This is a genomic window from Pseudoalteromonas sp. PSi26 (assembly GCF_054960575.1).
The window spans coordinates 45,560-61,303 of sequence record NZ_JBHNYT010000014.1 but is presented as its reverse complement, the minus strand read 5'-3'; the positions used below and the strand labels follow the sequence as shown (position 1 = coordinate 61,303).

Sequence of the window (15,744 nt, the reverse complement as noted above, 5' to 3'; positions counted from 1 at the left end):
TTAGCTGATTTTTAAAAGAGGGTTTAATGAGAAAAATAATAACTAAAAGTGCTTTGGCTGTTGCTGTATTACTGGTGTTACCGGCATGTGATGCGGTTGAAACGAATAGTAAGCAAGGTACTCTTTTAAATGAAGATGCTATGTTTTGTAGTGCCACACTTGATAAAGCCCAATTACAATTGGACGATTTCAGAAAGGCTTATACAAATCCAAATAAAATACCGACTTCTTTTAGTGACGGTAAAACCAATTTCATTACCCCAATGGGGTGGACGAGTGGTTTTGTCGCTGGCAGCTTTTGGTATATGTATGAGCACAATCAAGATAAAAGCTGGTTAAATACCGCCGTAGAGTGGACAAGTGCATTAGAGGACATGCGTTTTAATCGTAAAACTCATGATGTGGGTTTTATTATGAATAACTCCTTTGGTAATGGTCTAAGACTTACCGGCGATAAAAGTTATACCCCAATTTTAGTTAGCACGGCTCAAACATTAATGGAGCGCTACAATCCCAAAATTGGTGCCACATTTTCATGGAGTTGGGGTGTATGGGAGTTTCCGGTCATTATCGATAACATGATGAATTTAGAGTTGTTATTCAATGCTTACCTTGCCACCGGAGACAAAACTTATTATGACGCTGCTGTAAGTCATGCCACTGTTACGATGAAGCATCACTTTAGGGATGATTTTAGCTCATACCACTTAGTAAATTACAGTCGAGATACCGGGCTGCCACTATCAAAACAAACCTTTCAAGGTATTACTGATGACTCATCTTGGTCTCGAGGCCAAGCATGGGGGGCTTATGGCTATACAATGGTTTATCGATACACAAAAGATGAAAAGTTTTTAAACCATGCTCGTAATATTGTGAATTATATCCTAACTCATAAAAACATGCCTGAAGATCTAATTCCGTATTTTGATTATAACGCGCCAGATGATCCGCAGATTGAAGATTATAAAGATTCATCAGCTGCATCTTTACTTGCAAGCGGGTTATTAGAGCTCGCGGATTATGTTGAAAAAGAAGAGGCTGCACGTTATCGCAAAGCTGCTATGACGATGCTAAGAAGCTTAAGCTCACCAGAATACCTCGCTGAAAAAGGCGAAAATGGTCACTTTTTACTTAAACAAGCAACGGGCAACTATCCTGCAGGTAAAGAGCTAAATGCGGCGCTTAATTATGGCGATTATTATTATTTAGAAGCGCTTAATCGCTGTAAAAACACAATATAGCTATGAATACATTTGCAACAATCAACACACAATAATTTAGGAACACCCGACAATGTCTGTAATAACCAGTAAAATAAAACGGGAAATACCACTACACAAATTCTTGCGCTCCAGCGTAGTCGCTACTTGTTTTGGTTTTATAATAACACTCATCGCATTTAAAGCTTCAGCAACAGAGGTAGAGCGCCCTTCGATTTGGGTAAAAAAATCTGAACGTCCAGAGATTTTAAATAAAATTAAAACAGAGCCTTGGGCAAAGTCATTATTTGAAGAGCTTAAACACCGTGTTGAACCAATCGCTGCACTTAATAAAGAAAAGCGTTTAAAATTGCTTGAAGAGCTGCCATTAGTTTGGAATGAAGATAAGTCACAAGCACCTATTTTACCGCATTTCCGTGTAAAAGGTGGCGGAAGCAAAGAGCAGTTAATAAGCGTTGTTAAAGCACTGCAGGACGGCGTTGATTGCGGTGTAATGTACTTCTTAACGCAAGAAGATAAATACGCTGCTTGTGGTGCAGATATACTTAACACCTATTCAAATGCATTAATACAAATGAAGGTGCATAAAGAAGGCGCCATGAATTCAAGCTGGATGTTTCCAGGCGATCACCTGTATGAAGCTCGCGTGATTGGTGCTCAATTACCGATTATCTATGATTTGGTTTATCCATATTTAAAGTCTGGCGGCAAGGTTTACGACTTACAATCAAACAGCTTAGTCGCGTTTGATTTTGACCAGGCGCAACAGGTTTTTAAAACCTATATTTGGTTAGCGCTTAATAAAGGTTTACTAGATTCAAACTGGCCCGTATTAGAGTCATCAAGCCTTGTACACAATATTTTAGCACTAAATGACCCAGAGGAAATCGCTAAGTATTTACCGTATTATACACACTTAGATACTAAGCATCAGGCTTCATTAAAAACGGTAGCGGAAAAGTTTGAAAACGAAGGCGATATTTGGCCAGAGTCTTTCCAGTACTCTAAGCACGTAGCCGCTTTTTCGGTTTATCTAATGACGTTGCTCGACCGTTACGATCCAACGCTTAAACTAGGTAAAAAATATACTAATATTCCTGCGGCATTTACCTCGTACTACGACCTACAATACCCAAACAACGAATATCCTTACATTGGTGATGGCCATCGTACTTATAAGCCAGAGTATTCGGCTTTAGAAATGTCATTGTTATTAGCTAAATTAAATAGTAACGAAAAACAAATAAATGACTTTAGTAATTATTTAGCCTCAAGCATTAATGCTGGCGTATATGATCGAGGACACCTTCATAACCGTTCTTACGGCGCAAGCCCATATTATACGCCTCTACAACTGCTATGGTCTGTAAAAGAAATACAAAGCAGCCAAGAAGTCGACGTAGCGCCACCTCGTCCTAGAACCAAACGTTTAGAATATGCTGGAATGAATATTCAACGTAATGTTAGTAAACAAGATCCCGTTAAAAACAGTTTAATGGCATTTGTGGCAGGGGGCTCTTATATTCATGGTCATGCTTCTGGTATGGACATGGAACTATATGGTCAAGGCCATGTTCTTGGCATTGACGGAGGTAAGGGCACTTACAGAACACCGATTCATGAAAATTATTATCGTTTATTTGCCGCACATAACTCAGTGATAAGTAATGGAGCATCTGCCTCTAGCGGTGATTGGATAAACTTAGGTATTAATCGCGTGCAGTCTATCGCTATGGAGCCTGCAGCCGGTGAAACTGGTGTCTCAGATAAATACTCGTTTAATATTTCATCTTTTTATGATGAATTTAATAAAGTTACCCCAGCTAATCATCAGCGTACATTAGCATTGATCAAACTCTCTGATACTAAAGGCTACTACCTAGATATCTTTAGAGCTAAAAGTGATTATGAGCAAGAGTTTCACGATTATGTTTACCACAACATAGGTGACAAAGTTGATATAACGACAAACTCAAAAAAAGTAAAATTAAAAGCAGATACGCAGCGCTACCAAGCGGCAGCTAAAACCCCGTGGGTTAAACATAAAGATTATCAGCACCCAGGCTGGCACTATTTTGAAGATGTTAAAACGGCGTCAGTTTCATCACAGCAATTCGAGGCAACGTTTACGGCATCTAAATTGGGCGATAAATCAATCGCCATGCGTGCATTAATTCCTGCAGGGCTTGATATTGAGCTTACAACTGTAAACGCGCCAAAAGCTTATGGCGCGTCTGCGCCATACAACAAAAAGCCATTGCCCACGTTTTTAATGCGCCACCAAGGCGAAACGTGGAGTAACCCATTTACAGTGGCTTACGAATCAGTAACCGAAGGTGAAGACTATGCGTTAACTGCTATAGAAAGGCTTTACGAAAAAGATCTATTTAAAGGTGTAAAAGTCAGCGCCACGGTCGATGGAAAGTCACTAACGCAATACATCATTGTGCAAGAAAATAGTAATGATAAATACGAAGACAAAGAGTTAGGTATTTACTTTGAAGGTCAATTTGCCGTTATAACTGTCGATGAGCAAAACAAATTGGTAGATATGTATATAGGCAAGGGTACTAATCTACAATTTAAAAAACAGACGCTTACAACCTTTTATAAAAATTCAGCCTACATGAAAATGTAATAATGGAGGGGTTCACCCTCAATTTAAATTGAGGGTGGTTTATAAACCAACAATATAAACCATGCTCACTTACACTCGATATTTACTTACACATCACACCGAGACACACTATGCCATTATTCATACCCCTTAAAGCCTCAGTCGCAAATCGCATTAAAAAAGCAGTCGTTTTAAATTTAGTTATTGCCACCGGATTGTTAAATAGTGCTTGCTCTACAAATACGCCAGTCAAACAAAACACCGCGTTTTTGGATGAGCGCGCTGCATTAATAAAAAAATATTCAGCAACAGATAACGTATTTTCAACTCTGCAAAATCAAGTCGACCCAAATGATCCGCAAAGCAGTGAATATTGGCGTTGGAGAATAGATCAATACTTATATGGTGCTTACCCTGATTATCAAGCTATTTATGATAAATACACAAAAGGAAAATCGTTTCACCAAATTTACAACCTACCACATGAAAACCTAGGCCCTAAAAAGGCTCTACCAGCATCGTTACCAAAACTACCTGAAGGTTATTTTACCGATAACCTTCAAGGAAACCCACACACCGGCTGGCACGATGTCATTGGTGATAAAGTATTTATTACGTATCAAGGGCATTTAACCGACCCTTACATAGCCAGTTACGATCTTAAAAATCATCAATGGGAAGGGCCTTATAAAGCCGCAGAAAGCACGCTTTCAAAAGGTGATAGAAAAATAGATAGCCACGGGCGGCCAATACTAGAACAAGACAGTAAAGGTCACTTTCATATTATTTATGGCGGCCACGGCGGAGAACGTGAAGACGGCTTAAATCCGCTTTCAATCGACACCCCTCATGCCGGTGGAAGAATGCTTCATGTTATGTCAGAGAAACCAAATGACATGAGCAAGTTTGTTTATGTAAACGACATAACTCCGTTTGCATCGTACACAGCCAGTGAAAAAATGGCCAACGGCGACATTTACCTATTTACCCGCACAGGAACGCATAAATCACCTTGGGTATATTACAAAATGCCAAGTGGTGCACAAACGTTTGATAAACCGGTCATCATTACAGCACCCACACCGCAAGAGCACAATCCAATAAACGTCGATACGTTTTATATTACCCCAAAGAAAGTGTCTGATACTGAAATCGCTATTAGTTCATTGTGGCATGAATGCAACTTTCTTGAGGAGCACAACAAAACTAATTACGGGCGTATTAACTCATATTACATGAAGCTAGATACCACTACAGATACGTTTTATAACGCACAAAATGAAAAGTTAGCGTTACCTATAACGTTAGCGAAAGCAAACGAAAAAACACTGGCTTTTGACTCCACACAACGAGAAGAAACACCTTTTAGTACCGTTCCTGTGGTGTTAGAAAATAATGCCCCTGCGGTTGCGTATCAAGCGCGCACTAAAAGTTACAGAGAGTGGCGTGTCACGTCGTTTGAAAACGGCCAATGGAAACACAGCCAACCTATGCCTGGTGCAGCTAACAGAACCTTGACCGATAATAAAAACATCACGATCACCAATATTTTAAAGCTTGAATTTTTAGGTAAAGAGCAGGGCCAATATACAGCGGCTGTGACTTATAAAGATACCAAAGGCCAGTCTATTTTCGCCACAGCAAAAAGTGACGATAAACAAAATTGGCGTGTAGATAAAATATTTTTGAGATCAACTAAAACACGGTTGCAAATGGAAGTAGTCAATAATGAGCAAGGCAATGCCGTCGCCGTTTTACTCAATGTTAAAAAAGGCTCAGCACAACGCTTATACCTATGGAGTGAAGGTCAGTTCCGTCCAGCTTGATAATCCAGTGTGAAAATCAACTTATAGTATTAAATTTAATATAAAAGCGCTGCCATTTTGGTAGCGTTTTTTATTTAAGATAAGGTTGAGAGGGGCAAATGAGCGAGAATAGGGCGGTCGTTCAAGCTTGTTTTTGGACAAAAACGAGTTAGAGCCGAAGGACGGATCTGTAAAATGTATAGTGATAGCAACAACCTGCTAAGCCGCAGAAACGGAGTTGATTGTTTGATAGCTACCAATACAATTAAGTATTTAGGAGCCTCATCACATAATTGCATTCCCCAGCCTTTATTTCTATGTAGGGCTAAATAAACTAATCAGTGTTTAAGGCTAAAGAGAATGTGATTTTTCTGTCACTAACTTCTGCACTTAATTGCGCATCAATTGCTTTACTAAGCGTTTTAGCGATTGATAACCCCAATCCAAAGTTATCATTCGATGTTCTTGAAGTGTCTTTTTGCCATAAAGGGTCAAATAATTGGTCTATATCATTATCACTCAAAGGTTCAATAAGGGAGTTAGTAACTGACAAAAATAAAAGTTTTTCTTTTGAAATCATTGTCGAAACTAAAATTTTTGAATCAAGTGGACTGTATTGTTTAGCGTTGTTAACTAAATTGCTAATAATTGATTCGAGGGCAAACAAGTTGCTTATAATTGCTGGTGCATTCTCATTCAACTCCAAATTTACACGCGATAAATCAGTGTTTTCTAAGACTCTGGTAATGACTTGATTTATATCACAAGCATCTTGTTTGATTAGCTTACCATTACTGTATTTATGTAATAGCAATAAGTTCGACACGATATTTTTAAGCCGTAAACTTATTTTCAACGCTTCAGGCTTAAAATCCTCATTGAGCTCAATCTCATTTGGAAACCTGATAGCAACTTCGGCCATATTTATAAGTTCTGCAATGGGCGTTTTTATTTCATGGGCAATATCGGATGTAAGTCGCTTTTCCCTTAGATAAAGTTGTCTATTCTCTTTAATAAAAGCATTTAAGCTTTCAACAATAGGCAAGAGCTCTTTAACTGGCTCTTGTATAAATATCTGTGAGCCTTCACTGGTAATACTTAACTGACTGATATCTTGGTTGAGTTTAATTAATGGCGCAAGTGATGTATCTATCGCCTTCCTGACAAATAATCGAATAAATACAATAACTGTAATTATGGTGACTATAAAAATAACGTCAATCAACCAAAGTACAAAATCAACTTCCTCAGAAGACGCTGCATAAGCTAAAGTCAGTGGCTCATCATTTGTTTTTTTATATGTGTCTACTGATGTATTGTCTTCTTCTTGTGGTATAAAACGACTATAAAACACCCGACCATCTCGGCCATCAGATAATTGTATAGGGAGTATTTTTGACTCGCCAATTTCTAAGCTTTCATATGGTAGGTTTTTAACTTCAAATAAATCTAAACTTTTGGAGCGAGTGAAAGTCCCTTCTTTGCTCCATATTTGAAAGTACTCAGGCTCTATTTCCCCTTCGAACTCGGGCAAAAACTCACTAGAAAAGTTAAACGAAAAACCTTCATTAGTTTTATGTACTAAGGTCATTAACATACCTGCTTTGGATTGCAGGCTGCGATCAAACTCATTATCTATCCAACTATCAACAGCAATGTCGGTTGCCAACAAAATGCATAAAACAAAGCTAGTTATAGTTACCGAGAGTGTAACAACTAATTTACTGCGAATAGATTTCATTATTGTCCTTGTACAATATAACCAAAACCACGTTTGTTCTGAATTGGCAGCTCCCCCCCTGCAACTCTTACTTTTTTGCGAGCAGATGATAAATGGGCTTCAATCGAGTTCTTTGATATCAAATCATATTGCCCTGCAAGGTAGGTACTTAGCTTTTCTGCACTAAACACTTTATTTTGATTGCTAAATAAACATTCGACAATTTTGTACTCGTTGGGTGTTAAGTCGATAACATTGTCAGCAACTTTTAGCAGTTTTAACTGTAAATTCAGTGCTAAATTATCAATAGTTATGATATCACTCATCATCTTCAATCCTCCACGGCGCATTAAATTTAGCAGTCGAGCGTGGAGCTCATCAAATGAAAAGGGTTTAGTCAGATAATCATCCGCTCCTGTTAAAAGCCCTAAAACACGGTCTTCAGGTTCTTGCTTAGCTGACAAAATTAAGACTTTAGAATCAAGCTGTTTGGTTCTTATGGTTTGCAATAAAGTAATACCATCGATACTCGGTAACATAATATCAAGTATTATAAGCTCATACTCACCCGTCATCGCCATACTCAGCCCTTGTGCACCATCACCGGTGTCATCAACCGCAAAGCCTAGATTTGCTAAGCCAATTCGTAAACTACGCCTTAGTGACGCTGAATCTTCAATTATTAATAACTTCATGTGTTACTCATTCACCTGAAATGCATCTTCATCATTAGGTTACGCCATATAGCTTAAGTTCTACTTAAGACTTGCTTAAGTTTTCATAGTTTAGCCAATATTAAGTTTAGGCTCAGGATTTCTTAAGTTTCGGTATTTAGTATTGCTGCAATTATTAAGATCGAGCACAACTATGACAGCAAATACTTCCGTTTTAAAACCCTTGTTGCGTTTTACTATTATATTGATATCAATCTTTATTACTTCCCGCATTGCTTTATTGTTTTGGCAACATTCAAGATTAAATAATGGTGATATTTGGCCGATCATATCAGGAGCAATCAGAATAGACTTAAGTAGCATTGGATACTTAGCGACTATTGGAGTTTTTATATTGATACTGCATGTAGTTGCACGCCCTAAAACAGAGCTGTTCCAGCGTATTTTTACACTTTACGGTAGCGTCGTTGTAACTGTAGTTGTTATTGTTGAAGCATCAACACCTGCATTCATCACTCAATATGATGTAAGGCCTAACCGACTATATATTGAATACCTTGATTACCCACAAGAAGTCTTCTCAATGTTAGTGCATGGTCATCTTTTTGCAATGCTAAGTACATTGCTTTTGGCCTCGTTAACATGCGTTTATAGCTATCGCCTTTTATGCAGAGCATTCACACAACCACAATCACTGAAAAAAGCATCCAATTTACCCATTCTAATGGCTGCTTTAATAATCTGCTTATTTGCTGCTAGAGGTACATTAAATCACCGACCGCTTAACCCTGCATTAGTCTATTTTTCTCAAGATTCACTAGTAAACTCACTTGTTCTTAACTCCACTTACAGTGTTGCGTTTGCGCTGAAAAACATGGGTAACGAAAAAAGTGCCAGTAATTTGTATGGCACAATGCCTCGTCAAAAAATTATAGATACGGTCAAAAAGGCATCTTATCGAAAACAGTTTGTCGCTGGAAATATTCCAACCTTGGCGCACAACACCCCTTTTGTGCCTGGTGTTAAAAAAAACTTAGTTATAATACTTGAGGAAAGTTTAGGTGCCCGATTTGTTGGAGAACTTGGTGGGTTAGATATTACGCCTGAACTTGATAAGCTATATCAACAAGGGTGGGGGTTTGACAACCTTTATGCTACGGGCACGCGATCCGTAAGAGGTATTGAAGCAATTACCACAGGTTTTACACCATCACCATCTCGCTCAGTAGTTAAACTATCTAAATCGCAGCATAACTTTTTTTCACTAGCGGATGTATTGAGTCAAGAAGGTTACAAAACACAGTTTATCTACGGCGGTGAAAGCCATTTTGACAATATGAAAAGCTTTTTTCTAGGAAACGGATTTAACGATATTGTTGACATCAACCATATTGAAAATCGCCAGTTTATCTCCTCTTGGGGGGTAAGTGATGAGGACTTATTCAATCAAGCAGATAAAGAACTGACTAAATTAAGTAATTCGACAGAGCCATTTTTTAGTCTTGTATTTACTTCTAGTAATCACGATCCGTTTGATATACCACAAGGCAAAGTATCGCTACCCAAAGGACATAACCCTGAAAACTATAAGCGTGATATTGCAATTAAGTATGCCGATTACGCACTAGGGAAATTTATAAATAAAGCAAAAACACGGTCGTACTGGGAAAACACCGTATTTTTGGTTGTGGCAGACCATGATGTGCGTGTTTTTGGCTCTGAACCTGTCCCTTTGAAGTCTTTTCATATACCCGCTGTTATTTTAAACAGCGGTATGAAAAGTAAACGCGATCCAAGACTCGTTAGTCAAATTGATCTACCTGTTACTTTAATGTCACTTTTAGGAATTGACCAAGCAACCCCTATGCTGGGCTTTGATCTAACTAAAAGTTATCCAGTTGAACGCGCAATGATGCAGTACTACGACAATTTTGCATACCTAGAAAATGATCGCGCTGTCATCCTAATGCCAAATCAACAAATCAGCTATTGGCGCTATAACAAACGAACCAAAATACAAGAAAAAAATGAACAGCAAAACGTTGATCAAACGTTGGCTGAAAAAGCACTCGCTCATGTGTTATTTAGCAACTTAGCTTACACCGAGCAGCTTTATCGTTTAGCTGATAAAAGTAATGATAAGGAGTAACTATGAAAATTGCTTTTAAAAGACTTTGTATTTCGTCTTGGCAAGTAAGTTACAGCCAATTTGTTTGCTTAGTTTCAATGTATATCGTTATCGCATTTAATGGCTTGTTTTTATACAATACTTTTATGGCTGCAACACAGTCAGGGCATATAAATTGGCTTTTTATCGCGTCTGTCCCTTTATTGCTTTTCTCATTGACTGTTTTAGTTTTAAGTTGGTTGTCCTTAATTACTTTTGTTAAACCTATACTTCTATTTAGTGTTTTAGTTTGCTCATTGTTGTTTTATTCAACACTTAATTATGGCGTTATTTTTGACAAGAGCATGTTACAAAATATTGTTGAAACAAATTCAGGTGAAGCATTTTCATACTTAAACTTTCAGCTTGTGTTATTTACTTTTTTATTGGGGGTTGTACCTACTTACTTATTTTCCAAGTTCACAATTATTGGGAGTTTTAGAGTACGTTTAAAAAGTTTTATGAAGCTAAATCTATCAGCTTTGCTCTGTTGTGCCTTAATCGCTGTACCCTTTTATAAAGAGTACGCTTCTGTTGGCCGCAACAACCGACAGCTAACAAGTTATATCACCCCGTTTGCATTCTATTCAGCAAGTTATAAATACCTGAGGGATAATTACTTTTATCCACCATTACCTTTCAAGGTACTCGATAATTTGCCCACTTTAAAAAATAAAACGAGCACCTCGCTAACTGTAATGGTTGTCGGGGAAACAGCTCGGGCGGCTAACTTTTCACTACAAGGCTATAGTCGAACAACGAATGCGTATACTCCCAAGTTAGGCGTAAAGTATTTTAGTGATGTTTCATCATGTGGAACGGCGACGGCTATTTCAGTCCCCTGTATGTTTTCACGACTGAACCGCAAAGAATATGATTCTCGGCTTGCTAGTAGTCAAGAAAATGCTCTAGACATTATTCAGCGTAGTGGTGTTGAAGTAACATGGATTGATAATAACAGCAGCTGTAAAGGAGTGTGTGCTCGCATTAAATCAGACAACATTGAGCCAAATAAAGAACATCCGTTATGTGATGGTCATTACTGTTTTGATGAAATATTAGTTACGAAACTAGCAGACAAGATAGCTACTAGTAACGCTAAACATAAATTGGTTGTTCTGCATATGATAGGCTCACATGGACCAACTTATTATCGTCGTTACCCTGAACACGAAAGTTTGTTTAAACCTGATTGCTCTCGAAGCGATATTCAGAACTGTAGTACAACTGAACTAACAAACACATATGATAATACTATCGCATACACAGACAAGGTGTTGAGCCAGTTGATAAAAGTATTACAAACAAGTAACGAAACGAAGAAGTCACTCCTATATGTGTCAGATCATGGTGAGTCACTTGGTGAGAAAGGTTTATACCTTCACGGGTTTCCATATGCATTAGCACCAAGCGAGCAAACCCATATTCCAATGATTTTTTGGAGTAATAAACTCGCTGACTCTAAATTTAATCATTGTATTGAGTTACAACGCTCAAAAGTATTTTCACACGACAATATTTTTGACACTTTACTTGGCTTAACTCAAGTAAGCAGCAGTCAATACCAACCTGAATACGATATTTTTAACAGCTGCAAGGCCCTAAGTCTATAAAGAGAGTTTCCAATGCAATTTGATAGTGCAAATAAGCCATCAGGTATTAATCGAGTAGTTTTAGCTTTAAAAAATTCACAGCGTGCATTTAAATGGCTTGCTAAAAATGAAGCTGCTTTTAAACAAGAGCTTTTTTTACTCGCTTTATCGGTAACTATTATTTCGATTTGGCAGATAGGTATTTACGAAAAGGTCATGCTACTAATCTCTGTTTTATTTGTGATATTCGCAGAGGTTGTTAATACAGCAATAGAAGCAACAATAGACAGAGTTGGCTTAGAGATTCATCCATTGTCAGGTCTCGCTAAAGATTTAGGCTCCGCAGCAGTATTAATTGCGCTATTGATATGTTCATTCGTCTGGATTGCTGTATTTATAAGCTATATTGGTTATTTGTAAAATTTATCCAATCTCAATGATCGCTTATCGCTCATTTGCGACCGTCGCCTAAACTCGTTTTGGGGCAGAAACGAGTTAATCATGAATGAATGCTCATGGCACTTCGCTTATCCGACCCACTCTGGTAAATAGTTGACTCGAATAAATGACGTTTTATTTAAGATGAACGCAAACGCTAATGCACCCATACAATCCATAGGAAGTATGTTTAGCGAATTTTTAAGCGCTCTATGGGTTATTTTCTGACTAAACCAATGATACACTTGAGTCATATTCACTCACTAAGGTGTAAAACCAGTCATGAAAATAGCATTAATGTTTGAAAATAGCCAAGCGGCTAAAAATCCAATTATTTTAAACGAACTTGAAAGTGTTGCCTTACCGTTAGAACACTGTGTGTTTAACGTGGGTATGAATAGCGAAAACGATCATCACCTAACCTATGTTCATTTAGGCATTATGGCGGGGATTTTACTTAACGCTAAAGCCGTTGATTTTGTATTTGCAGGATGTGGCACTGGCCAAGGTGCGATGATGTCGTTAAATGCTCATGATGGTGTTTTCTGTGGCTATTGTATTGACCCTTCAGATGCATTTTTGTTTAACCAAGTGAATAACGGTAACGCATTAGCACTGCCGTTTGCTAAAGGGTTTGGCTGGGGCGCTGAGTTAAACGCGCGTTATATTTTTGAAAAAGCACTTACCGGTGAGCGCGGTGCAGGTTATCCTGTTGAGCGCAGGGAGCCTCAGGTGAGAAACGCATCAATTTTAACGCAAGTAAAGTCAGCCTTAGTTAGTCGCAGCTATGTTGATTCATTAAAAAATCTTGATCAAGAATTAGTTAAAACCGCAGTTTCGGGTGAGCGTTTTCAGGCATGTTTATTTGAAAATGGCCAAGATCAAGATCTTATTGATTATGTGAAGTCTTTGTTGGCTTAGTAACTGACTCGCATCTGTATAATTTTCAGTAAGTAATATCCCTTGAGTTACTATTAACTTAAGGGTTATTACTTATAAAGTTTGAACATCACAACCACTTGCTGCCGATTTTAGCTGGTGCTATCCCTCAGAATACCTTTGCGTTAATTGAAACTACCTTGTTTATTTTCTCTCTTTTTACCGTTTGTTTAACAGTCACGTACTTCTAATTGAAATAGAGTTAAATCTATTTTCAAAGATAATGTTGATAGTTTGTTAGTTTATTGAATTTCATTTACAATCATTTTTACTCAATTTTAGTCGTGTTGCGCTACTTTTTCTTATTTTGATGATTTATAAAAATCAATAAAAATTCAAAAGAATCCCTCAATAGAAAATAGTGGTTACAAATTACTGACTTTCATCAACATAGAGAAATAAACTATGAGAAAACTATTACTACCTTTGATTATTTTAAGCACTTTTTTAAGTGTAGCTTGTAGTCAAAGCACAACACGTATTGAAGGTAAAACGAAAGAGAGTGCCTCAAATCAATCAATACAAGGCAAATTTGAAGCTTTTAACCCGCCTAAAGGTCGTTTGGCCATAGTCATAGATGGTAACTCTCCTGATCCTGATGATATTGGCGCTACACCTGTTATGTTGGCCCTTTTACAAAACACTGGGTTATCTAGCCGACTCGTTCATTTATCCCACTCTTGTGATTTAGACCCTTTTAGAAATAAAGCGCGTTATCAAATTAATGCTGAAAATGAAATGCGTCGACAAAATAAACTCGACGAGTTAAGTGCTAGAGGGATTGATTTATTTGGACCATTTAACAATTTACGTGACTTTTACAATTGTAGAGTTGACCAAGCAGGAGCGACACAAGATTTAGTGGATGCCGTTAACGCATCATCTATTGATAATCCGCTTTGGATAATTGAAGCAGGGGAACCAGACCTAATTGGTTATGCACTGGAAGCCGCAGAAAAAAGCAAGGTGCAATATGTTCACGTGGTGTCACATCATCCTGCAAATGACAATAGCGGTGACTTTTTTACTTGGCAGCAAATTCTAGATTTTGGTGTAAAAGAGCATCAAATAGGAGATCAGAATGTGGGGCTTCAGGGGCCAATAGCTGATTGGGACTGGGCTAAAAACCATTCAGCTAGCGGTATTGCATTTATTTGGGAAATGATGGCCTATGCTGAGAAAGACGGTGTTGTTCCATTTCAAACTAATAAATTTGATTGCTCTGATGCAGGAATGATTTATTGGTGGATAACGGGCGCTGATAATGGCGGTAATAAGCACTCAACACCAAAAGAGATAAAAGAAGTTTTACTGCTCAATGCGGTTAATGGGGGCTAAAAATTTGAGACTATTAAACACGAAATTAGCCCTTTATCTACCGATTATTGTAGCCAGCTTTGCAGCTTCAACAACCAATATTAATGCGATGCAGAGTTATTATGAAGATTCAGGCTTCGTGGTTATAGAAGCAGAAAAATTTTCAACTCAGCACTTAGATGCTAAAAGGCGCTGGCTGGTGTTTTCAAAAAAAACGCCAGCTCATAATCTCGCTGATTCAGATAATACTCATTATCATGACGCTAGCAACGAGTCTTATATTGAGATACTCCCTGATACCCGCAGTAACCATCACGAAGCGTTAGTTAGACATGAGAACTTCACAAATAAAGCCGGCACAATGGCTGTGCTTAGCTATCCGATTTACTTTGAAACGCCTGGGAAATATTACGTTTGGGCAAGAGCATACAGCACCGGAAGTGAAGATAATGGCCTGCATTTAGGTATAAATGGGCAATGGCCAGAATCTGCACAGCGCTTGCAACTATGTGAGGGTAAACATGCTTGGACATGGTCTTCTGCTCAACGAGTAAGCACCAATCATTGTGGTACTCCCAACACCATTTATATCGAGATACCACACAAAGGTGTTCATACCATTATGGTATCAATGCGTGAGGATGGCTTTGAGCTTGATAAATTACTCTTAACGAAGGATAAAGACTATGTACCTACAGGTAAGGATAAGTCAGAAACACTGAATAAACCTAAACATTTACAAGAAAAAACTCAGTTATTAAAGGTAACGGACTACACCCGGATTTTATACGCAGTGGACGATTTCACTATTGAAAATACGGGTGAAATTCCCTATTACCAGCATAAAGCAGAGAATGCCTTAGCAATAAATGCGGTGAACACTACTTACCGTAATAAGTTTGCACACGCAGAATATATTGTGCAGGCCAAAGACGTTGGCAGCCATACTCTTAACTTGGTCACACTAGCAGAAACAGACGGTGAATCGACTTATATTGTTTCAATAAATAATAAAAAAATTGGCGAGTTTACTAATCCAGAAACGAGTGATGATTATCAGGAAATATACTTTAGCATGAAGGGCGTTGAACTCGCTAAAGACGATATTATACGAGTTTCCTCTAAAGCAGTCACAAATGGCAAAATTCCTGAGAACGGAGGTACCGCATTTGCCAGAGGACGATGGCGAGCGCTGGTGTTTAGCAGAAATGATTAATCAATCGCTATTCTGACCTTATAAAATGCAAAGAGG

The 15,744-nt window shown here is 38.1% G+C and carries 11 protein-coding genes; 9 read left to right on the top strand and 2 right to left on the bottom strand.

Annotated elements, in window-relative coordinates:
• Positions 1 to 26 precede the first annotated feature (26 nt).
• The 3 genes from ACFI34_RS14770 to ACFI34_RS14760 all read left to right on the top strand — a co-directional run bounded on the left by ACFI34_RS14770 (position 27) and on the right by ACFI34_RS14760 (position 5,666).
• Entirely contained in the window at positions 27 to 1,244 is a 1,218-nt protein-coding gene (locus ACFI34_RS14770; RefSeq protein WP_462674042.1) for a glycoside hydrolase family 88 protein, read from the top strand.
• 52 nt (positions 1,245 to 1,296) lie between these two features.
• A complete protein-coding gene (locus ACFI34_RS14765) occupies positions 1,297 to 3,861 on the top strand; it encodes a heparinase II/III domain-containing protein (protein ID WP_462674041.1) in 2,565 nt (854 codons plus the stop codon).
• 110 nt (positions 3,862 to 3,971) lie between these two features.
• Complete coding sequence (locus tag ACFI34_RS14760; protein ID WP_462674040.1) at positions 3,972 to 5,666, top strand: hypothetical protein; 1,695 nt, start codon at positions 3,972 to 3,974, stop codon at positions 5,664 to 5,666.
• Positions 5,667 to 5,979: 313 nt separating this feature from the next.
• Here ACFI34_RS14760 and ACFI34_RS14755 read toward each other — a convergent pair whose 3' ends face one another.
• Both ACFI34_RS14755 and ACFI34_RS14750 read right to left on the bottom strand, forming a co-directional pair.
• Positions 5,980 to 7,386, bottom strand: coding sequence for a sensor histidine kinase (locus ACFI34_RS14755; protein WP_462674039.1), 1,407 nt, complete (start codon positions 7,384 to 7,386; stop codon positions 5,980 to 5,982).
• Positions 7,386 to 8,060: a response regulator transcription factor gene (locus tag ACFI34_RS14750; RefSeq protein ID WP_462674038.1), complete on the bottom strand. Its 675-nt coding sequence runs from the start codon at positions 8,058 to 8,060 to the stop codon at positions 7,386 to 7,388. Before ACFI34_RS14750 ends, ACFI34_RS14755 begins: the two co-directional genes overlap by 1 nt.
• A 172-nt stretch (positions 8,061 to 8,232) precedes the next feature.
• On the opposite strand from ACFI34_RS14750, the gene ACFI34_RS14745 reads away from it, so the two are divergent.
• The 6 genes from ACFI34_RS14745 to ACFI34_RS14720 all read left to right on the top strand — a co-directional run bounded on the left by ACFI34_RS14745 (position 8,233) and on the right by ACFI34_RS14720 (position 15,708).
• On the top strand, positions 8,233 to 10,188 hold the full coding sequence (locus ACFI34_RS14745) for an LTA synthase family protein (RefSeq protein ID WP_462674037.1): 1,956 nt from the start codon (positions 8,233 to 8,235) through the stop codon (positions 10,186 to 10,188).
• Positions 10,189 to 10,190: 2 nt separating this feature from the next.
• Positions 10,191 to 11,819: a phosphoethanolamine transferase gene (locus tag ACFI34_RS14740; protein ID WP_462674036.1), complete on the top strand. Its 1,629-nt coding sequence runs from the start codon at positions 10,191 to 10,193 to the stop codon at positions 11,817 to 11,819.
• Positions 11,820 to 11,831: 12 nt separating this feature from the next.
• Positions 11,832 to 12,218 (top strand): diacylglycerol kinase, encoded by a 387-nt coding sequence (locus ACFI34_RS14735; RefSeq protein WP_421961391.1) that lies wholly within the window; start codon positions 11,832 to 11,834, stop codon positions 12,216 to 12,218.
• A gap of 300 nt (positions 12,219 to 12,518) precedes the next feature.
• Complete coding sequence (locus tag ACFI34_RS14730; protein ID WP_462674035.1) at positions 12,519 to 13,157, top strand: RpiB/LacA/LacB family sugar-phosphate isomerase; 639 nt, start codon at positions 12,519 to 12,521, stop codon at positions 13,155 to 13,157.
• A 423-nt stretch (positions 13,158 to 13,580) separates the two neighbouring features.
• A complete protein-coding gene (locus ACFI34_RS14725) occupies positions 13,581 to 14,513 on the top strand; it encodes a hypothetical protein (protein ID WP_462674034.1) in 933 nt (310 codons plus the stop codon).
• A 4-nt stretch (positions 14,514 to 14,517) separates the two neighbouring features.
• Entirely contained in the window at positions 14,518 to 15,708 is a 1,191-nt protein-coding gene (locus ACFI34_RS14720; RefSeq protein ID WP_462674033.1) for a hypothetical protein, read from the top strand.
• The last annotated feature ends 36 nt before the right edge of the window (positions 15,709 to 15,744 follow it).

Coding starts and splice junctions, on each gene's coding strand:
- ACFI34_RS14760 (WP_462674040.1), top strand. CDS start 3,972: ATGCCATTATTCATACCCCTTAAAGCCTCAGTCGCAAATCGCATTAAA.
- ACFI34_RS14745 (WP_462674037.1), top strand. CDS start 8,233: ATGACAGCAAATACTTCCGTTTTAAAACCCTTGTTGCGTTTTACTATT.
- ACFI34_RS14725 (WP_462674034.1), top strand. CDS start 13,581: ATGAGAAAACTATTACTACCTTTGATTATTTTAAGCACTTTTTTAAGT.
- ACFI34_RS14750 (WP_462674038.1), bottom strand. CDS start 8,060: ATGAAGTTATTAATAATTGAAGATTCAGCGTCACTAAGGCGTAGTTTA.
- ACFI34_RS14765 (WP_462674041.1), top strand. CDS start 1,297: ATGTCTGTAATAACCAGTAAAATAAAACGGGAAATACCACTACACAAA.
- ACFI34_RS14755 (WP_462674039.1), bottom strand. CDS start 7,386: ATGAAATCTATTCGCAGTAAATTAGTTGTTACACTCTCGGTAACTATA.
- ACFI34_RS14770 (WP_462674042.1), top strand. CDS start 27: ATGAGAAAAATAATAACTAAAAGTGCTTTGGCTGTTGCTGTATTACTG.
- ACFI34_RS14735 (WP_421961391.1), top strand. CDS start 11,832: ATGCAATTTGATAGTGCAAATAAGCCATCAGGTATTAATCGAGTAGTT.
- ACFI34_RS14730 (WP_462674035.1), top strand. CDS start 12,519: ATGAAAATAGCATTAATGTTTGAAAATAGCCAAGCGGCTAAAAATCCA.
- ACFI34_RS14740 (WP_462674036.1), top strand. CDS start 10,191: ATGAAAATTGCTTTTAAAAGACTTTGTATTTCGTCTTGGCAAGTAAGT.